This is a genomic window from Brevirhabdus pacifica, from assembly GCF_002797755.1.
Lineage (GTDB): Bacteria > Pseudomonadota > Alphaproteobacteria > Rhodobacterales > Rhodobacteraceae > Brevirhabdus > Brevirhabdus pacifica.
In genome coordinates, this window is sequence record NZ_PGFI01000014.1 from 155,804 (window position 1) to 178,317 (window position 22,514).

Genomic DNA, 22,514 nt, shown 5'->3' on the forward strand with positions numbered 1-22,514 from the left:
TGGCCCGCGCCGCTCATGCCAGCCGGCCCGCGTGCAGGCGCAGCCGACGATCAAGGCGACGGGCCAGCCGTTCGGAATGGGTGACCATCAGGAAGCCCGCGCCGGTCTCGGCCACCAGCTCGCGCATCAGCTCAAGCACCCCGTCGGCACTGGCCTCGTCCAGGTTGCCCGTCGGTTCGTCGGCCAGCAGGAGGCGCGGGCGGGCGGCGATGGCGCGCCCGATGGCGACCCGCTGCTGCTGGCCGCCCGATAGCTGCTCGGGGTAGCGCGAAAGCGTGGATGTCAGGCCCAGCCGCTCGGCCAGGGCCGCGATGCGATGCGGCTCGTGCCGCCCGGCCAGCCGCGCCTGGAAGGCCAGGTTGTCGGCAACGCTGAGCGAGGGGATCAGGTTGAATTGCTGAAAGACCAGGCCGATGTCCCGCCGTCGCAGGGCCGCCCGGCCGCGATCATCAAGTTTGCCCAGGTCCTGCCCGCCCAGAGAGACGTGGCCGCTATCGGCAGGCTCCAACGCGGCGAGGATATGCAGAAGGGTGCTTTTGCCCGACCCCGACTCGCCCGTCAGGGCGACGCTTTCGCCGGGCCGCATCGCCAGGTCGACACCGCGCAGCACCTCGACCCGGCCCTCGCCGGTGCCGTGGGCCTTTGTGATGTCGCGTCCTTCCAGCAGCATCGCGGTCCTTCCTTACCTGGCGCTTCAGCCTCGGGGGGAACGGGGGCGGGCGCAAGGGCCCGCGGCCCCTTTTCATTTACGTGACGGGCTGTAACGTGCGGCCCAACCCGCCAATAACAGGATTGTCTCAAATGTCCGCCGATACCCAGAACCCCGCCCAGGCCGCCAGCAGCACGCCGGCCAATCCCACCGCGAACCTCCGCAACGACGGGGGCATCGCCACCGTCTCGGACATCCTGGCCCAGCGGTTCGGTCCGCGTTTCGACACCGGCAAGTCCCAGCGCGAACAGCATGCCCATACGACGACATGGCTGCCGTCCCAGGCGCCCGACGGGGTGGTCTTTCCGCAGGATGTCGACGAAGTGCGCGAGATCGTCCGCATCTGTGCCGACCACCGGGTGCCCATCGTGCCCTTCGGCGCCGGCACCTCGCTGGAGGGGCACGTGAACGCGCCGCTGGGGGGCATCTCGGTCGACATGCGCGACATGGACCGGGTGCTGGAGGTCAACGCCGAGGATATGGATTGCCGGGTGCAGCCGGGTGTGACGCGCAAGGCGCTCAACACCCACCTGCGCGACACGGGCCTTTTCTTTCCCATCGACCCGGGGGCGGATGCTTCGTTGGGCGGGATGGCTTCGACCCGGGCGTCGGGCACCAACGCGGTGCGCTACGGCACCATGAAGGACGTGGTGCTGGCGCTTCAGGCGGTCATGCCCTCGGGCGAGGTAGTGCGCACCGCGCGGCGGGCGCGCAAGACCTCGGCCGGCTACGACCTGACGCGGCTGATGGTCGGGTCCGAGGGGACGCTGGGCCTTATCACCGAGCTTACCCTGCGCCTGACCGGCATCCCCGAGGCCATGAGCTCGGCCGTCTGCTCCTTCCCCAGTGTCGAGGCCGCCTGCGACGCGGTGATCGCCACGTTCCAGTTCGGCCTGCCGATGGCGCGGATCGAGCTGATGGACGCAATGTCGGTGCGGGCGGTGAACGCCTATTCGGGCCTGTCGCTGCCCCAGACGCCGCTGCTGCTGCTGGAATTCCACGGCTCCGAGGCGGGGGTGGCCGAGCAGGCCGCGACCTTCGGCGAGGTGGCGCGCGATCACGGCTCGACGGCCTTTGAATGGACGACGGATCCCGCCGAGCGGACGCGCCTGTGGCAGGCCCGGCACGACGCCTACTGGGCGATCCGCGCCCTGCGTCCCGATTCGGATGCGCTGGCGACCGACGTCTGCGTGCCCCTCTCGCGCCTGGCCGAGGCGGTGACCCGCTCCCAGCAGGAATGCGAGCGGATCGGTCTGACCGGGCCGGTGCTGGGTCACGTGGGCGACGGCAATTTCCACGTCACCCTGATGATCGCCCGCGAGGACGAGGCAGAGCGCGCCAAGGCACGGGAATACCTGTCGTGGCTGGCAGAGCTTGCGATTTCGATGGAGGGAACCTGCACCGGCGAGCATGGGATCGGCCAAGGCAAGCGCGCCTATCTCGAGGCCGAGCTGGGCGCGGGGGCCGTCAACATGATGCGGGCGATCAAGACGGCGGTCGATCCGCTGAATATCATGAATCCGGGCAAGATTTTGTGAAAAACCTCAAGCTTTTCGCACTGAGCCTGAAATGGCTGTGCTAAGGTCCGGGCCGACGAAACCTGTCCCATCGTGTAATGTAATCGCGGATGACAGAATTTCGTTGTCACCAGGTTCCATACTTTGGTAAGGAACTTTTACCAAATTGGGAGGATACCATGAACAATTCCGTGAACCGTCGCCGCTTCATCAAGGGCGGCGCCGTGGCTGCCGGTGCGTCTCTTGCCGCACCTTCGATCGCGCGCGCGCAGGCGACCACGCTGAAGATGCAAGCTGCCTGGGGCGGCGGCATCTTCCTTGAGAACGCCAAATCCTTCGCCGAGCGGGTGAACGAGATGAGTGGCGGTTCGCTGAAGATCGAAGTCCTGTCGGTGGACTCGGTCGTCAAGACCAGCCAGATGCAGGACGCGGTCCACCGCGGCGTGCTCGACGCCTGTCACTACGTGTCGGCCTACTGGTACGGCAAGTCCAAGACCGCCTCGCTCTTCGGCACCGGTCCCTGCTTCGGCTGGTCCAGCCAGGAAGTTCTGGGCTGGGTCTACCAGGGCGGCGGCCAAGAGCTGTTCGACGAGCTGATGGCAGACCTCAAGCTCAACATCGTGTCCTTCTTCAACTCGCCGATGCCCGCCCAGCCGCTGGGTTGGTTCAAGGAAGAGATCAAGGACGCCAGCCAGATGAACGGCCTCAAGTACCGCACCGTCGGTCTTGCCGCCGACGTTCTGCTGGAAATGGGCATGTCCGTGGTTCAGCTTCCCGGCGGCGAGATCCAGCCCGCCATGAAGTCCGGCCTGATCGACGCGGCCGAGTTCAACAACCCGACCTCCGACCGTGACTTCGGCATGCAGGACGTCTCGAAGCACTACCACCTGGCCTCCTACCACCAGAGCCAGGAATTCTTCGAGATCTCCTTCAACAAGAAGAAGTTCGACGCGCTGTCGCCCGAGCATCAGGCGATCATCAAGAACGCTTCGATGGCCGAGAACTCCTGGTTCTACTGGCACAACACCAAGCGTTACTCGGACGACCTCATCAAGCTGCAGGAAGAGCAGGGCGTGAACGTTTACCGCACCCCCGACTCGGTGCTCGAGGCGCAGCTAGGCGCATGGGACACGGTCGTCGACCGGATCGTTTCCGAAGATCCGTTCTTCGCGAAGGTTCTCGACAGCCAGAAGGCCTATGCCAAGGACGTCATGAACTACCTGAACCTGAACCAGCCCGACTACAAGCTGGCCTACAACCACTACTTCAGCTGATCTTGCGATCACACGGATGCGGGGGCCAGGCGGCCCCCGCATTTCTATTCTGAGACCTGACAAGACCCCCCGGGAGGGAAGACGTGAGAAACTTCATCTATGCCATCGAAGGGCTGAGCATCTGGGTCGGACGCGCGTTCGGCTGGTGCATCCTGATCCTGACCCTCTCGGTCAGCTATGAGGTGTTCGTCCGCTACGTACTCAATGCGCCCACGGTCTGGGCCTTCGACATGATGGTGCAGATGTACGGCGCCCTCTTGCTGATGGCGGGCCCCTATGCCTTGGCGCAGGACACCCATGTGCGCGGCGACGTGCTGTACCGGTTGTTCTCGGTGCGCTGGCAGGCGCGCGTGGATTTCGTCCTCTACATCATCTTCTTCTTCCCCGGCATGCTGGCGCTGTTCTGGTACGGCTGGGAGATTGCCGCTGACAGCTGGCGCTACAAGGAAGTCAGCTGGAACAGCCCCGCCCGTATCCAGATCTATTTCTTCAAGACACTGATCCCGCTGGCCGGTTTCCTGCTGATGGTGCAGGGCGTGGCCGAGATGATGCGGGCCTGGATCGCCATGCGAACCGGTGTCTGGATGGAACGACTGGACGACGTGTACGAGACCGAGGACCTGCTGGTCCATGGTTCCGGCAAAGACACCTGAGCCGGCCACGGCGTAGATAAAGACAAGAGAAGACGACTATGACCAATCCCGAAGTCGCAATCCTGATGCTGTGCCTGTTCATCGTGCTGGTGCTGCTGGGTTTCCCGATCGCCTTCACGCTGCTCGCGATGGGCGTGGCCTTTGGCTACTATGCCTACTACCTGGGCCCGCCCGACACCTTCTCGGGCTTTTTCGACAACAACATCTTCTACCTGCTGAACCAGAACACCTACTCGGTGATGGAGAACGACACGCTGGTCGCCATCCCGCTGTTCCTGTTCATGGGCTACGTGGTCGAGCGGGCGAACATCGTCGACCGGCTGTTCCACTCGCTCTACATGGCGGCGCGCAACCTTCCGGGCGCCCTTGCCATCGCGGCACTGCTGACCTGCGCGGTCTTCTCGACCGCATCGGGCATCGTCGGCGCGGTCGTGACGCTGATGGGTCTGCTGGCCTACCCGGCGATGTCGGGCGCGGGCTACAACCGCAGCTTCGCCGCGGGCGTGATCTGTGCCGGCGGTACGCTGGGCATCCTGATCCCGCCGTCGATCATGCTGATCGTCTATGCCGCCATCGCCGAGCTTTCGCCCCTCCGCCTTTATGCGGCGGCGATCTTCCCGGGCCTGATGCTGGCCGGCCTCTACATCGTCTACGTGATGACCCGCGCCCTCGCCACGCCCTCCATCGCGCCCAAGCCGCGCCAAGAGGATATCCCCCCCGTCGGACAGATCTACATGAACCTGCTTGTCAGCTTCGTGCCGCTGTTCGTGCTGATCGTGCTGGTGCTCGGCTCGATCCTGGGGGGTCTGGCAACCCCGGCCGAAGCGGCCGCCATGGGTGCGCTGGGTGGCCTGGTGCTGGCGATGCTCTATCGCTCGCTCACCTGGCAGAAGGTCAAGGAAAGCGTCTTCCTTACCGCCAAGGCGACCGCCATGGTCTGCTGGCTTTTCGTCGGCTCCTGGACCTTCGCTTCGGTCTTCTCGTACCTGGGTGGCCATGACGTGATCGAGCACTGGTTCGCGGCCATGGACCTGGAGCCCTGGCAGTTCCTGATCATGGTTCAGCTTATCATCTTCGTGCTGGGCTGGCCGCTGGAATGGTCCGAGATCCTGATCATCTTCGTGCCGATCTTCCTGCCGATGCTCGATACCTTCGGGGTGAACCCCTACTTCTTCGCGATGCTGGTGGCGCTGAACCTCCAGACCTCGTTCCTGACGCCACCAATGGCCATGTCGGCCTATTATCTGAAGGGCGTGCTGAAGAAGCAGATCGAGCTGATGGAGATCTTCAAGGGCCTGATGCCGTATCTTGCGATCGTGCTCTTCTCGATGGTCATGCTGTACCAGTTCCCGGGCATCGCCCTGTGGCTGCCGGACTACCTCTTCGGCACCTACGTTCCCTGATATGGCGCCCGCAATGGATCGTGAGCCCCCAAACAACCTGTCGGCGGTCGAGGCCGCCGACAGGATCCGCGAAGGCTGGTTTTCCTCGGTCGATCTGGTCAAGGCCTGCCTTGCGCATATCGACGCGACCGACGGCCAGGTCCGGGCCTGGGCCCATGTCGACCGCGAAGGGGCCCTGGCCCAGGCCGAGCAGGCGGACCAGATCCGTCGTGCCGGCCGTGCCATGGGACCGCTGCACGGCATTCCCGTCGGGCTGAAGGACATCATCGACACTGCCGGTCTGCCGACCGAGCGCGGCAGCCCGATCTTCTCGGGGCGGGTGCCCGAAGCCGACGCGGCCCTGGTCGACCGCCTCAGAGAGGCCGGCGCTGTCATCCTGGGCAAGACCGTCACCACCGAGATGGCGTTCATGCACCCTTCGGAGACGCGCAACCCCCACAACACCGCCCACTCGCCCGGCGGCTCGTCCTCGGGCTCTGCCGCGGCGGTGGCCGCCTATCACGTGCCTCTGGCCGTGGGCACGCAGACCAACGGCTCGGTCATCCGGCCGGCAGCCTTCTGCGGCACGGTCGGGTTCAAGCCGACCCGCGGCGTCATCTCGCGCCGGGGCGTTCTGCAGACCTCGGAGACGTTGGATCAGATCGGCGTCATGGCCCGCACGGTCGAGGATGCCGCCCTTCTGTGCGACGCGATCAAGGGCTATGACCCCACGGATCGCGACAGCTTCGCCCGCCCGCGCCCCGCGATGCGCGACGGCTACCTCTCCGACGTGCCGCTGCCGCCGTCGCTGGCGGTCTACGACCTGCCCTTCGACGACCGCCGCAGCCCCGACATGGTCGAGGCCATGGATGAGGTGATCGCGCTGCTGGGCGCCGACCGGGTGGAGCGTCTGCCCGCGCCGCCAGCCTTTTCCAACCTGCCGAACGTGCAGCGCCGCATCCACCTCTACGAACTGGCACGCCACCAGGCCGAGGTCTTCGACAAGAGCTGGGACCAGTTGAGCGAGACCATCCGCCCGCTGGTCACGGAAGGCCGGGCCATCAGCGACGAGGACTATGCCGACGCGATCGAGCTTCGGCAGATGGCCCAGGAATACTTCACCATGTTCTTCTACGATTACGATGCCGTGCTTTGCCCCGCCGCTCCCGGCGAGGCCCCCCGCATGGACGAGGGCACGGGCGATCCGATATATTCCACCCTGTGGACCCTCGCGGGTCTGCCCTGCCTGACACTGCCACTGATGACCGGGGGCCAGGGCTTGCCCATGGGGTTGCAGCTTGTCGGCAGCTTCGAGGGCGACGACCGCCTGCTGCGCACCGCGCGCTGGCTGGAAAAGACACTGACCGAGGGCTGACCGGCCCCGGTGAAACCTGAATACGTTCAAACCGTTTCCGGCCCGGGCCGGACCACGACAAGGAAGGATCCAACATGCGTCTCAAGCGTCCCGTCGCAATCGTCGTCGGCCTGATCGGCACGGCTCTTCTGTTCACCTTCGTCATCGGCCTGTCCAAGTCGATCTCGACCGGGTTCGCCGGCTTCACGGGCGGTCTGCCCTTCATGATCATCGCGATCGTGGTGCTGGCGATGGCGGCCTATGACTACTACGAGGAATGCGTCAAGCGCCGCCGCTGAGCCTGACGCAGCAGCCGAGATCGCCGCGATGAGCCCGCGCCCCGTCCTCTGGATCCCCCGCCGCCTGTCCGATGCCACCATGGCCCGGGCGGCGCGGGATTACGACGTGATCACCCCCGAGCACGACGCCCCCGGCACCGCCGATGAGATCGTCGCCATGAGCGGCCGGGTCGACGCCATGCTGCCCTGTCATTCCGAGATCTTCTCGGACGCGGTGGTGCAGCGGCTGGACCCCCGGCTGAAGATCGTGGCCAACCACTCGGTCGGTGTCGATCACTGCGACCTGGACGCCCTGCGCGGGCGGGGCATCGTGGTGACCAACACACCCGACGTGCTGTCCGACGCCACGGCCGAGATCGCGTTGATGCTGATGCTGGGCGCGGCCCGCCATGCGGTGGCCGGCGACCGGATGGTGAGACGCGGCGAGTGGGACAGCTGGTCGCCCGCCTTCATGGTCGGCAAGCAAGTGTCGGGCGCGCGGGTCGGCATCGTCGGCATGGGCCGGGTCGGCCGGGCCTTCGCCACCATGGCGCGCGGGCTGGGGATGGAAATCCACTACCACAACCGCAGCCGCCTTTCGCCCGAGCAGGAGCAGGGCGCGACCTTCCACGAGACGATCGAGACCTTGTTGCCGCAGGCCGATTTCCTGTCGCTTCATTGCCCGGCGACCCCGCAGACGGTCGATCTGATCAACGACGAACGGCTGGCGCTGCTGCCGCGCGGCGCGGTGCTGGTCAACACGGCCCGGGGCGCGCTGGTCGATGAGGACGCGCTGTTGCGGGCGCTGGACTCGGGGCATCTGATGGCCGCCGGTCTGGATTGCTTCAAGGTCGAGCCGGGGGGCAACCCGGCCTTTGCCGATCACGACAACATCTTCATGATGCCCCACGTCGGATCGGCCACGGTGCGGACCCGCGACGCCATGGGGTTCAGGGCGCTCGACAACCTTGATGCCTTTGTCGCCGGGCAGGAGCCCCGCGACCGCCTCTGAGCGCCGCCTCTCAGCGCGGCCGCGCCTGATTCTTCCTGGGCACGTCCGGGGCGCAATCCCGCCCCGATGTCCCGCGCTGGAAGGGTGGCCGCGTTGACGCAGACGTGATGGAAAGCGCCGCCCGGGCCGGTCGCGGACCGCGCTGGCGCATTGGAATTGGCGCCGCCCGGGCTTAGTTTTGCGCCTCGACAGCGTCAGAATTTCCGGAGGATCCCAGATGACCATCACACGACGCCAGCTGATTGCAGGCACCGGCGCGGCGCTGGTCGCCAACGGGGCCCTCGTCGGCCCGCTGCGGGCGGCCTCCCATTCCGGCGCTGCCGCCGACGGCTCTGCCGACGCCTGGGCCGAACTGCGCGCGGGACTTGCCAAGGCCCAGCTAACCCCGGCCGAATATCCCGCGACCGAGGTCTGGGCCTATAACGGCACCGCCCCCGGCCCGACCCTGCGGATAAAGCGCGGCGCACTGCTGCGCCAACGCCTGGTCAACGGGTTGCCCGAGGCGACCTCGATCCACTGGCACGGGCTGCGCCTGCCCAACGCGATGGACGGCGTGCCCGGCCTGACCCAGGAGGCCGTCGGCCCCGGCGAAAGCTTCGACTATGAATTCACCGTCCCCGACGCCGGCACCTTCTGGTACCACACGCACAACCGCTCGTGGGAGCAGATGGCGCGGGGGCTTTACGGTCCGCTGATCATCGACGAGGAGACGCCCCCCGACGTCGACCGCGACCTCATCCTGACGCTGGACGACTGGCGGTTGGATCAGACCACCGCCGCAATCGCGGGGGGCTTTGACGGCCTCCACGACCAGGCTCATGGCGGCCGCATCGGCAACCTGGTCACGGTCAACGGCCAGTTCGACCACCGCCAACCCGTGCGCGGCGGCGAGCGTCTGCGCCTGCGGCTGATCAACACCGCCAACGCGCGGATCTTCAATCTGGGCCTTCAAGGTCTGGAGGGCTGGGTCGTGGCCCTGGACGGGCAGCCGCTGGAAAAGCCCGAGCCTGCGGCGGAAGTCTTCCGCCTGGCGCCCGCGCAGCGGATCGACCTGATCGTCGATGTGACCGCCGAGCCGGGCGAAGAGGCCTACCTGGTCGGGCTGGAGCGCGACGGCGGCTTCGCCCTGGCCACGTTCGAAGCCGGGTCCGAGGCCGCCCAGGCCCGGCGCCCCGCGCCCGAGGCCCTGGCGCCCAACGACCTGCCGGCGCCCGACCTGAAGGGCGCGCGCGAGGTGCCGATGCTGCTGGAAGGGGGCGCCATGCGCGGCCTGGCCAAGGCGGAATACCTGGGGCGCGAGATGTCGGGCCGCGAACTGGCCGAGCAGGGGCAGGTGTGGGCCCTGAACGGGGTGGCGGGCATGCCGGCGGCACCTTTCGCCGGGGTCGGCCGGGGCGAGACCCTGCGCATCCCTATGCGCAACGACACCATGTTCCCCCACGCCATGCACCTGCACGGTCACCACTTCCGGCAGGAGCACGAGGACGGCACCCTGGGCCCCTGGCGTGACACAATCCTGGTCGATCCCGACCAGGTCGTGACCATCGTCTTCGCCGCCGACAATCCGGGCCGCTGGCTGTTCCACTGTCACATGCTGGGCCACCAGGTCGCGGGCATGAAGACCCGGATCGAGGTGGCGTCGTGACCGGACTGGACAGGAAGGCCCTGGTCGGCATCGGCCTGGCGGTTGTGGCGCTGATCGGTGTCGTGGTGCTGCTCTTGGCGCCCGGGGACGATCCGCAGGTCGGGCGCGAGGCGGCTACCCAGACTGCGCCGGTGACGGACGAGGGGCAGACCGTCCAGGTGGGGGAGGAGGCCGCGGAGAATGCCGCCCCTGCGGAAGGTGCGCAAATCGCGCGCGCGGGCTTCGAGGCGGGCGCCCAGCTTTACGCCGAGAACTGCGCCTCCTGCCATGGCGAGAAACTTGAGGGCGAGCCCGACTGGCGCATCCCGCGCGAGGACGGAACCGTGCCCGCACCCCCCCATGACGAAAGCGGCCACACCTGGCACCACGGGGATCCCACGCTCTTCAACTACGTCAAGAAAGGGGGCGAGCAGGCCCTGGCCGAACAGGGGATCGAGTTCAACTCGGGCATGCCGGGCTTCGGGGACAGCCTGACCGACGACGAGATCCGCGATATCCTGGCCTATATCCGGTCGACCTGGTCGGACCGGGTGCAGAAGCTTCAGGCCGCGCGGACGGAGGCAGAGCTGGCGGCCCGGTAGGACCAGGCCCCCAAGACGGACGGCAAGAGGGGCGGCACCGGGCCGCCCCTTTTGCGTCGCGATCCTGTCGGTGTCGGGATCAGCCGGTGCAATAGCTTTCGGCGGTGCGGCCGAAGCTCTTGTAGGTGCGCCAGAACTGTTCGTCCTTGCGGTTGGAGGATTGACGCGTCTCTTGGGCCTTGTGCGGGTCCGAGAAGAATTTGGCCGCCCGGCGCTGCTCGGACCAGGACAGGGTGGAATCGGCCACCCGCTGGATGCATCCGCACAGGGCGCGGTTTGCCGATTTGCGCCCGCCGCTCAGGCAGGCCCGCTCGATCGGGCCGGCGTCGGCCGGAAGCGCGACCGGGATCGTCAATGCCAGGATGAAAGCCGTAAGGACTGCATGCCTCATGTCACTACCTCGATAATGCGGCGGGCGGCGATTCTTCTGTCGCTCGGCCCGCGGTTCATTGCCTGTTGACCATCATGCCAGAGAATCCCCCGCCGATCAATTTCGGATCAACGGGGGGGTGGCCCGGCCCGGGCGTGGCCGCGGGGGTCCCGGGTTGGGGTCCCGGGCCCGCCGGGGGAGCCTCCGGCGGGGATATTTTTGCGACAATGAGTTTGGGGTGGCGCGGGGCTCGATGCAGCCTTCGTGGGTGTCAGAGGGCCCAGTCGGGAAGCGTGTCGGTGATCTGGTAGTCGATGGGCTTGTAGGTGAAATTGTTCGACTGGCCGGCCGAGCAGGCGGTCATGGCGACGATCAGGTCCATCTCGGCCCGCAGCAGGAGCCGGTCGCCCGCGCGGCTTTTCGGTGGGCGAACCTCGATCTTGCCGCTGCTGGCATCGACGTCGACATTCATGAAGACGTTGAAGGCGATCGGGATCTCGTCGGGGGTGATGCCATAGGGGGCCAGGGCCCGTTCGAGGTTGCCCTGGCAGCCGTGGTGGGGATCCTCGTCGCCGTAGATAATGCGGAACGTGTCGCGCGAGCAGGGGGTGAGGGTGAAATCGTGGCGGCCCACCTCGTCGGCCAGGATGCTGAGCATGACGTTGGAGCGATTGGAATAGAGCGGGTCGCCCGTGGTCAGGAACATCCGCCCGGCGTAATCGATGCTGCGCCCCGAGGAGATGTATTCGCGGGTGTCGGCGGCGCTGTAGGCCAGCAGGTCCGAGACCTGTTCCCCCTCGGGGTCGATGACGGTCAGGTACTGCCCCTTGTCGAGCCGGAAGGCGGTGCCGCTGCGCGGCGCGATGCGGCTGACCATCAGGCGACGTCCTTCTTGGAGAAGGGGCATGACCAGTTGCGCCCGACGCGGCGGCCGCTGTATTGCGCGGCCTCGCCGCCCAAGCCGAAATCCTTCAGCATCGGGTTGATGCCGCCGTGGAACTCCTCCTCCCGGGCGCGGATCACCTGGCGCATCTTCTCGTAGCGCCCGTCCCGACGCAGACGCTCGAACTGTTCGTGGGAGTTGAAGACCAGGGCCGGGCGGTGAAACCGGCGCGCGGCGCGCGACGATTGCGGATGCAGGCCGATGACGAAATAGGCCTGGCCCCCCAGCGACAGCGAGAAATGGGCCGAGGAGGGATCGGCCGACGTGTCCTCGGTCCATTCATGGCCGGCCGAGACGTCGATGTTGTGCAGGGATTGCAGCCGGTCCCAGAGGCATTTCTCGAAGCCGCGCTCGTCGAGGTCGCGGGGGCCGTCGAAGATCACCACGAAGGATTGCACCAGCGGCCCGTCAAGATCGAGCGTCTCGTCGCCGAAGGCAAGCAGGGCGCGGTGGATGTCGAGATCGCTTTGGGTGCTGTCGAATGCGCCCACCTCGACAAGCTGGATCGCGTCGCGCACCAGGGCGGATTTCGCCCCCACGCAGGGAAAGTCGTCGGAGCGGATGAACTGTTGGAATTCCTCTTTCGTGCCGGGCATGATCTGGGGGCTCACTCGTGATGTACTGGGTCTTTCTGGAACCGCCGGCGGGGGGCGGCGGTTCCCGGCCACGCGGCGGCGACCGGCGCTTTCCTGCCCAGCGGAGGGCCCGGCGGGGTGCGCCGGGGGCCGTCAGTGCCCCGATCCGGCCCCCGGGGGCGCCCGTGGTGCCGCGGGCCCGCGCAAGGCGCTTGACCGGCCCCGAAAACCTCAGCATATCCCGTCCATGACCGATCTGTCCCATATCCGCAATTTTTCGATCGTGGCCCATATCGACCACGGCAAATCCACCTTGGCCGACCGGCTGATCCAGTCCACTGGCACCGTCCAGGACAGGGACATGAAGGAACAGTTGCTGGACGCGATGGATATCGAGCGCGAGCGCGGGATCACCATCAAGGCCAACACGGTCCGCATCGACTATGTTGCCGACGACGGGCGCAAGTATGTGCTGAACCTGATCGACACGCCCGGCCACGTCGACTTCGCCTATGAGGTCAGCCGTTCGATGCGCGCGGTCGAAGGATCGTTGCTGGTCGTCGACAGCACCCAGGGTGTCGAGGCGCAGACCCTCGCCAACGTCTATCAGGCCATCGACGCCGACCACGAGATCGTGCCCGTCCTCAACAAGATCGACCTGCCGGCCGCCGATTGCGAGCGTGTGGCCGAGCAGATCGAGGATGTGATCGGCATCGACGCTTCGGGCGCCATTCAGGTCAGCGCCAAGACCGGCATCGGCATCCACGAGACGCTGGAGGCCATCGTCAAGCTGCTGCCGCCGCCTCAGGGTGAGCGGGACGCGCCGCTGAAGGCCATGCTGGTCGACAGCTGGTACGATGCCTATCTGGGCGTAATCGTTCTGGTGCGCATCATCGACGGCGTGCTGAAAAAGGGCGACCGGATCCGCATGATGCACAACGACTCGATCCACCATGTGGACCGGATCGGCGTCTTCCGCCCGCCGATGCAGACCGTGGACGAGCTGGGCCCCGGCGAGATCGGCTTTCTGACCGCCTCGATCAAGCAGGTGCGCGACACCCGCGTCGGCGACACCATCACCCACGAGAAGAAGGGTGCCGACAAGGCGCTGCCGGGCTTCAAGCCCAGCCAGCCGGTGGTCTTCTGCGGCCTCTTCCCCGTCGACAACGCCGAGTTCGAGGACCTGCGCGACGCGATCGAGAAGCTGGCGCTGAACGACGCCTCCTTCAGCTTCGAGATGGAGACCTCGGCGGCGCTGGGCTTCGGCTTCCGCTGCGGCTTTCTGGGGCTTTTGCACCTTGAGGTGATCCGCGACCGGATCGAGCGGGAATATGACATCGACCTCATCACCACCGCGCCCAGCGTTATCTACAACGTCCACATGCGCGACGGCGAGATGATCGAGCTTCACAACCCCGCCGACATGCCCGACCTGACCCACGTGGACCATATCGAGGAGCCGCGGATCAAGGCGACCATCCTTGTCCCGGACGAGTTTCTGGGCGACGTGCTGAAGCTGTGTCAGGACCGGCGCGGCATCCAGATGGACCTGACCTATGCCGGCAGCCGGGCGATGGTGGTCTATGACCTGCCGCTGAACGAGGTGGTGTTCGACTTCTACGACCGGCTGAAGTCGGTGACGAAGGGCTATGCCAGCTTCGATTATCAGATGATCGGCTACCGTCAGGACCACCTGGTGAAGATGCAGATCCTGGTCAATGACGAGCCTGTGGACGCGCTTTCCACCATGGTTCACCGCGACCGGGCCGAGACCCGGGGCCGCGCCATGGTCGAGAAGCTGAAGGACCTGATCCCGCGCCACATGTTCAAGATCCCGATCCAGGCCGCCATCGGCGGCCGCATCATCGCCCGCGAGACCCTGGCCGCCCTGCGCAAGGACGTGACCGCCAAATGCTATGGCGGGGACGCGACGCGCAAGAAGAAGCTGTTGGAGAAGCAGAAGGCGGGCAAAAAGAAGATGCGCCAGTTCGGCAAGGTCGACATCCCGCAGGAAGCGTTCATTAATGCGCTGAAGATGGATGGGTGAGGGTGGATGAAATCATCCAGGTACTTCGAATCTGCGCGAACTAGGATTCCTTAAGTGTTTTTAAGGGATGTTCCTAAATTTATCTAAATATTATAATCGTAGACTTGTTTACTTCTATGATTGATCTTTTGTCCGAGAATTTCTCTCTCTGGTAGTAATCAAGTTCTATATATTTCAATGCAGCCGCCATGCGCGTCGAGGAGTTTGGTTTTTCGCATCGAAGGCGGACGATGCTCAATTTTCTAAATCTCGTTCGTTGACCGTCGGGTATTCGAGGTGCAATTTTTTTGAAATCTTTATCATGGCTAATTAAGGTTGCCTCGTTATGCTCTGATACGGTTGCAACTACCGCATCAGGAGCGCCTTCGCCAGTTACATCCCTAGTCCAGACAACGGTATGGCTCGCGTCTGTCAGAATTCTTTCGACACTGGCTGGGACGTTTTCGTCTAGATAAAATAGCATAAAATTAGGCGGCCCTCAGTCCGAGCCAGCGAGTAGCGGCTTTAATGTCCTCCGGTTTGAGGGTTGGGTAGTCTCTTAGAACGTCGTCCTCTCCTAGACCGGCGTCAAAGTATTCTTTCACGGTTTCTATCGGTATGCGCGTGCCTTCAAATACTTCCGATTTTCGCGCAACAGGAGTCCTTTTAGACCTTTTCCCCACGGCTGACTGCGGCCTTATTCCCATTTTCTGTGCGTCTTGCTTCACACTGGCGAACACCCTGGGAATGGGGATGTGAGGTAGGGTTTCTTCATCCGTTTCAGAGTTCACAAAAGTTCCCCGCTCATTTTTAAAATATACGCGCTTTTTGTTAACGAAAATTTCTTCTTCAGCCCAAGCGGACTGCTCAAGTTGAAATTTGTCTCGGACTCTACGAAGATGTTGTAGCGAAACATCGTGCTGGTGGCGCAGCTCGCCTAGTACGCGCAGGGCGACGATGTCTTCGATCGTGTAAAGGCGACTGAAAGCAACGCGTCTATCTTCATAGGCAAGCGAAGGTTCGAAAAACTTTGTGCGGTCCCAATAGCGAAGTTGCCCCAGGCTGATGCGCGCCAGTCTAGCTGTCTGTTCGTCAGTATAAACTTTGGGGATACGAGAGACATTCGACATCACAAAATCTCGATTTAGGTAGAATGAAGATAGGGGCATTCGTCGAGCTAAACAAGTGTGACGTCATTTGGAGTTACTAGCTGGGCAGCGCCCGAACCGCCCCCACGGGGCGGGCGCTTCTCGCCCACCCCTCGGTTCGGGCGCGGCTCTTTGGCTGTTGTCGGGGGAAGTGGGGACGGGCCCGTGGCCCTTTAGACGGCGCGCTGGATGACGCGGCCGGTTTTTTCCACGTCCTGGCCGATGCCGTTCAGCGTGGCGCAGCCCGACAGGGCGACAAGCCCGGCGAGGGCGATCAGGCGAAGGGTGGTGCGGGTCATGGGCGGTGGTCTCCGTCGGGTTGGGTCGTCAGACTGAATGGCCCAAACCGGGGGCCGGGGCAAGAGGCTGGGTGCCGCGTCTCGACGCCCTCCAAGGTGCCCTTGGTTGCGTCTCAGCCAAGGAACACCCGCACGGCGGCCTCGAACTCGCGCGGTTTCTCGGCGTGCAGCCAGTGGCCCGCGCCGGGGATCTTGGCGAATTGCGCGGCGGGGAACAGCGCCTTGATCGCGGGGCGATGCTCGGGGCGGACATAGTCGCTTTCGGCCCCTGACAGGAACAGGGTGGGGCCGTCGAACCGCCCCTCGGGATTGGTCCAGCCGACGGTCTGCTGCATCCAGCGGTCCAGCGCATCGAGGTTCAGCCGCCAGCAGCCTTCGCGCGGATCATAGGATTGCAGCAGGAAGGCGCGGACCTGAGGGTCGTCCACATGGGCCGCAAGCTGGGCGTCGGCCTCGGGCCGGGTGGTGGCGCGGGCGGGATCCACGGCGCGCATCGCCTCGATCAGGTGACGCTGGCTGTGCCCATAGGCGGCGGGAGCGATGTCGGCCACGATCAGGCGGCGGATCAGGGCGGGCTGAGCCAGCGCCAGCGTCATCGCGGCCTTGCCCCCCATCGAGTGGCCCAGCAGGTCCACGGGCGCGCCGTGATCGGCGATCACCTGCGCCAGATCCTCGGCCATGGCGTCATAGCTGTGCGGCTCGGACCACGGGCTGCGGCCATGGTTGCGCATGTCCACCGCCAGCACCTCGCGGCTGTCGGCCAGCCGCTTGGCGATCACGCCCCAGTTGCGGGCCGAGCCGAAAAGCCCGTGGGCGATCAGAAGGGCGGGTTGGCCGGGGTTGGATTGATCGGGGGCAGGGTCGCCGTGGCGCAGGATATTGAGCATGGGCAAAGATCTAGATCAGCCGGGCGCGAAGGGGAAGGGCGCTGGCAGGGCACGGCGCCCATGGGGCGGGGCGCAAACGCAAAGGGGCGGCCCCGAGGCCGCCCCTGCGAAAGACAGTGACCGGTGGGCCGATCAGTCGCGGTAGATCGGGAAGCGTGCGCACATCTCCAGCACGCCGCGGCGGACGCGCTCCTCGGTCTCGACATTGCCGGCCGAGCCGTTGGCGGCCAGTCCGTCGACAACCTCGATGATCCAGTCGGCGATCTGGCGGAACTCGTCCTCGCCAAAGCCACGGGTGGTGCCGGCGGGGGAACCCAGGCGGATGCCCGAGGTCACGGTCGGCTTCTCGGGGTCGAAGGGCACGCCGTTCTTGTTGCAGGTTATGTTGGCGCGGCCCAAGGCCTCCTCGGTGGTGTTGCCCTTGACGCCCTTGGGACGCAGGTCGACCAGCAGAAGGTGGCTGTCGGTGCCGTGGGTGATGGTGTCGAGCCCGCCCTTGATCAGCTGGTCCGAAAGGGCCTGGGCGTTCTTCACGACCTGGCGGATGTAATCCTTGAACTCGGGGCGCAGGGCCTCGCCGAAGGCCACGGCCTTGCCGGCGATCACATGCATCAGCGGACCGCCCTGGATACCGGGGAAGATGGCCGAGTTGACCTTTTTGGCGATGGCCTCGTCATCGGTCAGGATCATGCCGCCACGGGGGCCGCGCAGGGTCTTGTGGGTGGTGGTGGTGGCCACATGGGCATGGGGGAAGGGCGAGGGGTATTCGCCGGCCGCCACCAGCCCCGCGAAATGGGCCATGTCCACCAGCAGGATGGCGCCCACCCGGTCGGCGGCGGCGCGCATGCGGGCGAAATCGATGATGCGCGGGATGGCCGAGCCGCCGGCGATGATCATCTGCGGCTTGTGCTCGTCCGCCAGACGGTCGATCTGGTCGTAGTCGATCTGGTGATCTTCCTCGCGCACGCCGTACTGGACCGCGTTGAACCACTTGCCGGACTGGTTGGGGGCGGCGCCGTGGGTCAGGTGGCCGCCGGCATCCAGCGACATGCCCAGGATGGTGTCGCCGGGTTTCAGCAGGGCCTGGAACACGCCCTGGTTGGCCTGGCTGCCCGAGTTGGGCTGAACGTTGACGAAACCGCAGCCGAAAAGCTGCTTGGCGCGGTCGATGGCGAGGTTCTCGACCACGTCCACGAACTCGCAGCCACCGTAGTAGCGCCGGCCCGGATAGCCCTCGGCGTATTTGTTGGTCAGGACGGATCCCTGGGCCTCCATCACCGCTTTCGAGACGATGTTCTCGGACGCGATCAGCTCGATCTCGTCCCGCTGCCGGCCGAGTTCGTTGCGGATGGCGCCGAAGATGTCGGCGTCTCGAGTCTTGAGGGACTCGGTGAAGAAAGCGTCGCGGGTTGCAGTCATTGACAGGGCTCCGTGGGTATTGACGTCGTCAGAGGCTTACCCGATGTGAAGCGACCCGGAAAGTCCGTTATCGCCGCAGTTCCACTCGGGCCCGAAGCGAGTTCACCGGCCCCGGCGCGCAGCCGCCCCATGCAGAATGCCGGTTGCGTTTCATGCCCTTGGCGGGGATGCTCCGGGCGACAGGAAAGGTCATGCACCGATGGCACTCAAGATCGCATTCCAGGCCAGTGAAAGCCCTGAGGCCCGGCAGGCCTTCGACCGGCTGACCGCGCGCTATGGCAACATGCCCCCCGAGGATGCCAACGTGATCGTGGCCCTTGGCGGCGATGGCTTCATGCTTCAGACGCTCCACGGCTCCCGCTCGCTAGGCTTGCCCACTTACGGGATGAATTGCGGCACCATCGGGTTCCTGATGAACGAGTATTCCGAGGAGGCCCTGAACGAGCGTCTTCTGGCCGCCGAACAGGAGGTCATCAACCCCCTGGCCATGACCGCCACCACCGCCGACGGCCAGATCGTCGAGGCGCTGGCGGTCAACGAGGTGTCGCTGCTGCGCGCCGGTCCGCAGGCGGCCAAGCTGCGGATCACAGTGGACGGCAAGGAACGCCTGTCCGAGCTGGTCTGCGACGGGGCGCTGGTCTGCACGCCGGCGGGTTCGACCGCCTACAACTACTCGGCGCACGGGCCGATCCTGCCCATCGGCTCGGACGTGCTGGCGCTGACGGCGATGTCGGCCTTTCGGCCCCGGCGCTGGCGGGGGGCGCTGCTGCCCAAGACCGCAAAGGTCCGCTTCGACGTGCTGGAGCATGAGAAGCGCCCGGTGATGGCCGATGCCGACAGCCGCTCGGTGCGCAACGTGGTCCGGGTGGATATCGAAAGCGAACCGACCGTCGCCCACCGCATCCTCTTCGATCCCGGGCACGGGCTGGAAGAGCGGCTGATCCAGGAACAGTTCACCTGAGAACGTGAGGACCCTGAGGGTCGCGGCGGGGGAGGCGGAAGGCGCCGGTCCACAGGATACCAGGGTCCGGGCGCGCGCACGCTCAGGAGCGCGCGAGATCCTCGCCCAAACCGTCGCCGTCCTCGTCGTCATGTGGGGTGGCCATAGACCCTGACCCGTCCGTGTCCGCAGTAGGTCCGTCCTGCCAAGCCTCGCGCTTGCGATAGAGGGTCGAAGGCGCAACGCCCAGGATCCGCGCCGCCCGCGGCAGCGACCCGTTGGTCTGGCGGATCGTCTCCTCGATCACGTAGCGCTCGATCTCGGCCAGGGTGCGGCCGACCAGCCCCTCGTAGCCGCCACCATCGGGCACGTCGCCCGCGTCGGGGGAAGAGGCCTTGAGTTCGGGCGGCAGCATCGCGGCGGTCACCAGCGGGCCGGGGTTCAAAAGAACCACCCGGCGCAGCACGTTCTTCATCTGGCGGATGTTTCCAGGCCAGTGGCAGGTCTTCATGACCTCCATGGCGTCGGGGGCGAACCCCTCCATGTCGCAATCCTCCTCGCGGCAGCATTCCTCGAGCAGGGTCTCGGCGATGGCCTCGATGTCTTCCTTGCGTTCGCGCAGGGGCGGCACACGGAAGGGGATCACGTAGAGGAAATAAAACAGGTCGTCCTGCAGTCGGTTGGGCTTCTCGATCTCCATCGGGTTGAAGCTGCAGGTGGCGATCAGGCGAAGGTTGACCTTCACCGGGCGCGACTTGCCCGGCGGAATGACGGTCGAGGTTTGCAGGAAGCGCAGCAGGATGGCCTGCGCCTCGGGGTCGAGGGCGCCGACATCGCGCAGCAGCAACGTGCCGCCATCGGCGCGCAGGGCCGCGCCCTGGCGTGCCGGGGAGCCATCGGCGTCTCCATGGCCGTAGAGCTCGGACTCGAGCTGCAGGGCGGTGGCCGAGGCGCAGTTCACCTCGACGAAGGGCAGGTGCGCGCGGGGGGACATGGCGTGGATGCTCAGCGCGATCGAACGCCGCCCCGTGCCGCTTTCGCCACTGAGGAAGACAGTCGCCTTGGACCGGCTGACGGCGCGCGCCTCCTCAAGAAGCTGGCGCATGGCGGCCGAGCGGGCGCCGCCCAGGCTGATCGGGGACTGAAGCGCGTCGACCCCTTCTTCCTTCGCGGGACCGACGGCGGCGGCATCGGCAACGGCCGTGCTCAGCCGGACCTCGTCCAGGGGCTTGACCAGAAACTCGTGGGCACCGCTGCGCATCGCCTCGACCGCCAGCTTGATCGACCCGTCGGCGGTGATGACCACGATCCGCGTATCGGGCGCTTCGGCCAAAAAGCTGCGCATCACCTCCATGCCGCTGCCGTCGGGCAGCATCAGGTCCAGCACCACGACCAGCGGCGCGTGGCGGCGGAACTGCTTGAGGGCGGCGGCGGCTGTGTCGGCCGTCTCGACGTGCCAACCCGCCCGCTCGAGGATCCGGGCGTAGATCATCTGAAGCGAGGCGGTATCCTCGACCACCAGTACGACAGGCGGCGGGGGCTCGCTGCCCCGGTGCCGGCCCGGTGCGGCGTCGGCGGCCGTATCGTCGCTTGTCATGTGGTGCGGCCTCCGGCGTTGGAGCGTCGGGGCGGCTTCAGGTCACCGGGGGGCACGTGGCCAGCCTGGGGGCCGGCGGGCGTGACAGGCCCGGGAACCGGAGAGAGGAGCCGATCGCCCCCGGCCGGCGGGCCGGCATGGGTGCGGATGCCTTCGGCCGGGGTGCCGAAGGTCTGAACCGCCGGGGCGGGCGCCTCGGCCTCGGCATCCGGATCAGCAGCGGCGGCCGGGGCCGGACCCGCGAACTTGCAGGGCAGCGGCAGCTCCGAAAGGGGCAGGCGGGCCGCCCGCTGGGCCAGCGGCTCATCCCGGGCCGCGTCCAGCAGCATGGGCTTCAGCCGCTCCAGCAGCTCCAGCGCCTTTCCACGAAGGGCCTCGACCTGCTCCATGTCGTTGTCATGGGCGGCCAGGTTCAGCTTCTGCGCGGTGTCCTGAAGGCAGGTGGCCCCGATGGCGCCGGCAAGGGCGATCAGGTTGTGGGTCATGGCGCGGATCTCGGCCTGCATCGTCTCGCCCGCGGCGGCGCGCAACCGGTCCCCGGTGACGGTCAGGTCCTGGGTCAGCCGATCCAGAAGCTCGCCTTGCGTTCCGCGCCCGGCGATGGCCATCAGCTCGTCGAACTGGCGCCGGTCCAGCATGTCGCCCCCAAGGGGCAACTCCGGCTTGGGGGCGGGCTGATTCCGCGCCCGGTCGTAGAAGGCGATGATCGCCTCGCCAAAGGCATCGGTGCGGGTGATCGGCTTGGAAATGATGCCATCGGCACCGGCGGCGTGGATCGCCTCGCGGTTGGCATTCAGCACGAAGGCGGTCATGGCGATGATCGGCATGTCGTTCAGCGGGGCCGGCATGCGCCGCACGGTCTTGAGGACATCCAGCCCGCTCATCCGCGGCATTTCGATATCCAGCAGCATCACGTCGAAGCTCTCGCGTTGCAGCCAGTTCACCGCCTCGACCCCGTCCGACGCGATCTCGATCTCGGCGCCCATGCTGCCCAGCATCTGCGAGACGACAAGCTGCAGGGTGGGGTTGTCCTCGGCCACCAGCACCTTGAGGTGGCTGAGGTCGGGAATGCCGCTGTCGCGGGCGATGTTCGGCAGTTGCCAGGCGTTCGCCGGCAGGTCCAGCTGCACGCAGGAGCCGCCCTCGCTGCGGTTGTGGACGGACAGCTTGCCGCCCAGACGATGCGCCAGCTCGTAGGAGATGAAAAGCCCCAAGCCAGTGCCCGGTTCGGTCGCGTGCTGGGGCCGTCCGTCGGGCAGGAACAGCCGCTCCAGAGCCTCGTCCGAGAAGCCGGGCCCGTCGTCGAGCACCGAAAAGCGTAGCGTGTTGCGGTTCACGACGGAGGCGCGAAAGGTCACGTCGCCCCGGCGGGCGAATTTCATCGCGTTCGACAGCGCGTTGGTCAGCACCCGGTCCAGCGCGATGCGGTCGGTCGAGATCACCTGCGGCAGATCGGGTGCGATATCCTGGACGAAGTTCAGGTGCCGCTGCTGGGCGTGGCCCGACCAGCGCAGGTCCAGCGCGGTCAGGAAGCGTTCGAGGTTGAGGTTGGAGCGGTTGGCGGAATTGGGCGCGACCCGCCCGGGGGGCGAGGAAAGCTCGTCCTCCAGGATGCGGGCAAGCTGCTCGGCCGATGTGCGGATACGTTCAAGTTGGACCAGCGTCGGCTGGTCAAGCTGCTGGTGATCGATCAGGCGCAGGCCGCCCACGATGTCGCTGACCGCGGAACGTAGGTCGTGGTTCAGAATGGCAAGGCGGTCGGCGTCCTGCGCGGGGCCGTCGGAATAAGTTGGTTCAGAATTGCTCACAGAGGACCACCGTGAATGCGTTAATGCCTGAAAACAAAGCATCTCAAAATATGCATATAATACTACTTCGCTTCGCGGATGAAGGGAAATAGTGCGC

22 protein-coding genes are annotated in these 22,514 nt (G+C 65.9%); 11 read left to right on the forward strand and 11 right to left on the reverse strand.

The window, feature by feature from the left end:
* Positions 1–13: 13 nt before the first annotated feature.
* Complete coding sequence (locus tag CLV77_RS14540) at positions 14–670, reverse strand: ABC transporter ATP-binding protein (RefSeq protein ID WP_076980273.1); 657 nt, start codon at positions 668–670, stop codon at positions 14–16.
* Between the two features lie 131 nt (positions 671–801).
* Here CLV77_RS14540 and CLV77_RS14545 point away from each other — a divergent pair, with 131 nt between their 5' ends.
* The 9 genes from CLV77_RS14545 to CLV77_RS14585 all read left to right on the forward strand — a co-directional run bounded on the left by CLV77_RS14545 (position 802) and on the right by CLV77_RS14585 (position 10,405).
* Entirely contained in the window at positions 802–2,247 is a 1,446-nt protein-coding gene (locus tag CLV77_RS14545) for an FAD-binding oxidoreductase (protein ID WP_083707805.1), read from the forward strand.
* A gap of 158 nt (positions 2,248–2,405) precedes the next feature.
* Complete coding sequence (locus tag CLV77_RS14550) at positions 2,406–3,500, forward strand: TRAP transporter substrate-binding protein (RefSeq protein WP_076980274.1); 1,095 nt, start codon at positions 2,406–2,408, stop codon at positions 3,498–3,500.
* An 83-nt stretch (positions 3,501–3,583) separates the two neighbouring features.
* Positions 3,584–4,153, forward strand: coding sequence for a TRAP transporter small permease subunit (locus CLV77_RS14555; protein WP_076980275.1), 570 nt, complete (start codon positions 3,584–3,586; stop codon positions 4,151–4,153).
* A 38-nt stretch (positions 4,154–4,191) separates the two neighbouring features.
* The gene (locus CLV77_RS14560) at positions 4,192–5,556 is read left to right on the forward strand and encodes a TRAP transporter large permease (RefSeq protein WP_076980276.1); all 1,365 of its coding nucleotides are present in this window, start codon (positions 4,192–4,194) and stop codon (positions 5,554–5,556) included.
* 13 nt (positions 5,557–5,569) lie between these two features.
* On the forward strand, positions 5,570–6,910 hold the full coding sequence (locus CLV77_RS14565) for an amidase (protein ID WP_076981139.1): 1,341 nt from the start codon (positions 5,570–5,572) through the stop codon (positions 6,908–6,910).
* A gap of 74 nt (positions 6,911–6,984) precedes the next feature.
* A complete protein-coding gene (locus tag CLV77_RS14570; protein WP_076980277.1) occupies positions 6,985–7,188 on the forward strand; it encodes a hypothetical protein in 204 nt (67 codons plus the stop codon).
* 28 nt (positions 7,189–7,216) lie between these two features.
* The gene (locus tag CLV77_RS14575; protein ID WP_076980278.1) at positions 7,217–8,179 is read left to right on the forward strand and encodes a 2-hydroxyacid dehydrogenase; all 963 of its coding nucleotides are present in this window, start codon (positions 7,217–7,219) and stop codon (positions 8,177–8,179) included.
* 217 nt (positions 8,180–8,396) lie between these two features.
* On the forward strand, positions 8,397–9,824 hold the full coding sequence (locus tag CLV77_RS14580) for a multicopper oxidase family protein (RefSeq protein ID WP_076980279.1): 1,428 nt from the start codon (positions 8,397–8,399) through the stop codon (positions 9,822–9,824).
* Complete coding sequence (locus CLV77_RS14585; protein ID WP_233128122.1) at positions 9,821–10,405, forward strand: c-type cytochrome; 585 nt, start codon at positions 9,821–9,823, stop codon at positions 10,403–10,405. The genes CLV77_RS14580 and CLV77_RS14585 overlap by 4 nt, the downstream gene beginning before the upstream one ends.
* A 79-nt stretch (positions 10,406–10,484) precedes the next feature.
* On the opposite strand, the gene CLV77_RS14590 is transcribed toward CLV77_RS14585, so the two are convergent.
* From CLV77_RS14590 to gntA, 3 genes are all read right to left on the reverse strand, one after another.
* Complete coding sequence (locus tag CLV77_RS14590; protein ID WP_076980280.1) at positions 10,485–10,796, reverse strand: hypothetical protein; 312 nt, start codon at positions 10,794–10,796, stop codon at positions 10,485–10,487.
* A 250-nt stretch (positions 10,797–11,046) separates the two neighbouring features.
* The gene (locus tag CLV77_RS14595; RefSeq protein WP_076980281.1) at positions 11,047–11,652 is read right to left on the reverse strand and encodes a DUF1989 domain-containing protein; all 606 of its coding nucleotides are present in this window, start codon (positions 11,650–11,652) and stop codon (positions 11,047–11,049) included.
* Positions 11,652–12,329, reverse strand: coding sequence for a guanitoxin biosynthesis heme-dependent pre-guanitoxin N-hydroxylase GntA (gene gntA, locus CLV77_RS14600; protein WP_206779614.1), 678 nt, complete (start codon positions 12,327–12,329; stop codon positions 11,652–11,654). The genes CLV77_RS14595 and gntA overlap by 1 nt, the downstream gene beginning before the upstream one ends.
* Before the next feature lie 211 nt (positions 12,330–12,540).
* Here gntA and lepA point away from each other — a divergent pair, with 211 nt between their 5' ends.
* Entirely contained in the window at positions 12,541–14,340 is a 1,800-nt protein-coding gene (gene lepA / locus CLV77_RS14605) for a translation elongation factor 4 (RefSeq protein ID WP_076980283.1), read from the forward strand.
* Between the two features lie 79 nt (positions 14,341–14,419).
* Here lepA and CLV77_RS16950 read toward each other — a convergent pair whose 3' ends face one another.
* The 5 genes from CLV77_RS16950 to glyA form a co-directional block, all read right to left on the reverse strand.
* A complete protein-coding gene (locus CLV77_RS16950; RefSeq protein ID WP_158086718.1) occupies positions 14,420–14,803 on the reverse strand; it encodes a DUF5615 family PIN-like protein in 384 nt (127 codons plus the stop codon).
* A 4-nt stretch (positions 14,804–14,807) separates the two neighbouring features.
* Positions 14,808–15,449: a DUF433 domain-containing protein gene (locus CLV77_RS14610; protein WP_158086717.1), complete on the reverse strand. Its 642-nt coding sequence runs from the start codon at positions 15,447–15,449 to the stop codon at positions 14,808–14,810.
* 191 nt (positions 15,450–15,640) lie between these two features.
* The gene (locus CLV77_RS16875; RefSeq protein ID WP_076980285.1) at positions 15,641–15,766 is read right to left on the reverse strand and encodes an entericidin; all 126 of its coding nucleotides are present in this window, start codon (positions 15,764–15,766) and stop codon (positions 15,641–15,643) included.
* Positions 15,767–15,879: 113 nt separating this feature from the next.
* The gene (locus CLV77_RS14620) at positions 15,880–16,653 is read right to left on the reverse strand and encodes an alpha/beta fold hydrolase (protein WP_076980286.1); all 774 of its coding nucleotides are present in this window, start codon (positions 16,651–16,653) and stop codon (positions 15,880–15,882) included.
* A 132-nt stretch (positions 16,654–16,785) separates the two neighbouring features.
* On the reverse strand, positions 16,786–18,072 hold the full coding sequence (glyA, locus tag CLV77_RS14625) for a serine hydroxymethyltransferase (RefSeq protein WP_076980287.1): 1,287 nt from the start codon (positions 18,070–18,072) through the stop codon (positions 16,786–16,788).
* Between the two features lie 199 nt (positions 18,073–18,271).
* Between glyA and CLV77_RS14630 the strand changes: the two genes are divergently transcribed.
* The gene (locus CLV77_RS14630; RefSeq protein WP_076980288.1) at positions 18,272–19,033 is read left to right on the forward strand and encodes an NAD kinase; all 762 of its coding nucleotides are present in this window, start codon (positions 18,272–18,274) and stop codon (positions 19,031–19,033) included.
* 82 nt (positions 19,034–19,115) lie between these two features.
* On the opposite strand, the gene CLV77_RS14635 is transcribed toward CLV77_RS14630, so the two are convergent.
* Positions 19,116–20,609, reverse strand: a complete 1,494-nt coding sequence (locus CLV77_RS14635; RefSeq protein ID WP_076980289.1) for a sigma-54-dependent transcriptional regulator — start codon at positions 20,607–20,609, stop codon at positions 19,116–19,118.
* Positions 20,606–22,417, reverse strand: coding sequence for a response regulator (locus CLV77_RS14640; protein ID WP_076980290.1), 1,812 nt, complete (start codon positions 22,415–22,417; stop codon positions 20,606–20,608). Before CLV77_RS14640 ends, CLV77_RS14635 begins: the two co-directional genes overlap by 4 nt.
* Positions 22,418–22,514: the final 97 nt, after the last annotated feature.

Bases quoted from the DNA above. Each gene is read 5' to 3' on its own strand.
- CLV77_RS14575 (WP_076980278.1), top strand. From the start codon at position 7,217: ATGAGCCCGCGCCCCGTCCTCTGGATCCCCCGCCGCCTGTCCGATGCC.
- CLV77_RS16950 (WP_158086718.1), bottom strand. From the start codon at position 14,803: ATGCTATTTTATCTAGACGAAAACGTCCCAGCCAGTGTCGAAAGAATT.
- CLV77_RS14540 (WP_076980273.1), bottom strand. From the start codon at position 670: ATGCTGCTGGAAGGACGCGACATCACAAAGGCCCACGGCACCGGCGAG.
- CLV77_RS14570 (WP_076980277.1), top strand. From the start codon at position 6,985: ATGCGTCTCAAGCGTCCCGTCGCAATCGTCGTCGGCCTGATCGGCACG.
- glyA (WP_076980287.1), bottom strand. From the start codon at position 18,072: ATGACTGCAACCCGCGACGCTTTCTTCACCGAGTCCCTCAAGACTCGA.
- CLV77_RS14550 (WP_076980274.1), top strand. From the start codon at position 2,406: ATGAACAATTCCGTGAACCGTCGCCGCTTCATCAAGGGCGGCGCCGTG.
- CLV77_RS14565 (WP_076981139.1), top strand. From the start codon at position 5,570: ATGGATCGTGAGCCCCCAAACAACCTGTCGGCGGTCGAGGCCGCCGAC.
- CLV77_RS14630 (WP_076980288.1), top strand. From the start codon at position 18,272: ATGGCACTCAAGATCGCATTCCAGGCCAGTGAAAGCCCTGAGGCCCGG.
- CLV77_RS14610 (WP_158086717.1), bottom strand. From the start codon at position 15,449: ATGTCGAATGTCTCTCGTATCCCCAAAGTTTATACTGACGAACAGACA.
- CLV77_RS14620 (WP_076980286.1), bottom strand. From the start codon at position 16,653: ATGCTCAATATCCTGCGCCACGGCGACCCTGCCCCCGATCAATCCAAC.
- CLV77_RS14545 (WP_083707805.1), top strand. From the start codon at position 802: ATGTCCGCCGATACCCAGAACCCCGCCCAGGCCGCCAGCAGCACGCCG.
- CLV77_RS16875 (WP_076980285.1), bottom strand. From the start codon at position 15,766: ATGACCCGCACCACCCTTCGCCTGATCGCCCTCGCCGGGCTTGTCGCC.
- CLV77_RS14590 (WP_076980280.1), bottom strand. From the start codon at position 10,796: ATGAGGCATGCAGTCCTTACGGCTTTCATCCTGGCATTGACGATCCCG.
- lepA (WP_076980283.1), top strand. From the start codon at position 12,541: ATGACCGATCTGTCCCATATCCGCAATTTTTCGATCGTGGCCCATATC.
- CLV77_RS14560 (WP_076980276.1), top strand. From the start codon at position 4,192: ATGACCAATCCCGAAGTCGCAATCCTGATGCTGTGCCTGTTCATCGTG.
- CLV77_RS14635 (WP_076980289.1), bottom strand. From the start codon at position 20,609: ATGACAAGCGACGATACGGCCGCCGACGCCGCACCGGGCCGGCACCGG.
- CLV77_RS14580 (WP_076980279.1), top strand. From the start codon at position 8,397: ATGACCATCACACGACGCCAGCTGATTGCAGGCACCGGCGCGGCGCTG.
- CLV77_RS14595 (WP_076980281.1), bottom strand. From the start codon at position 11,652: ATGGTCAGCCGCATCGCGCCGCGCAGCGGCACCGCCTTCCGGCTCGAC.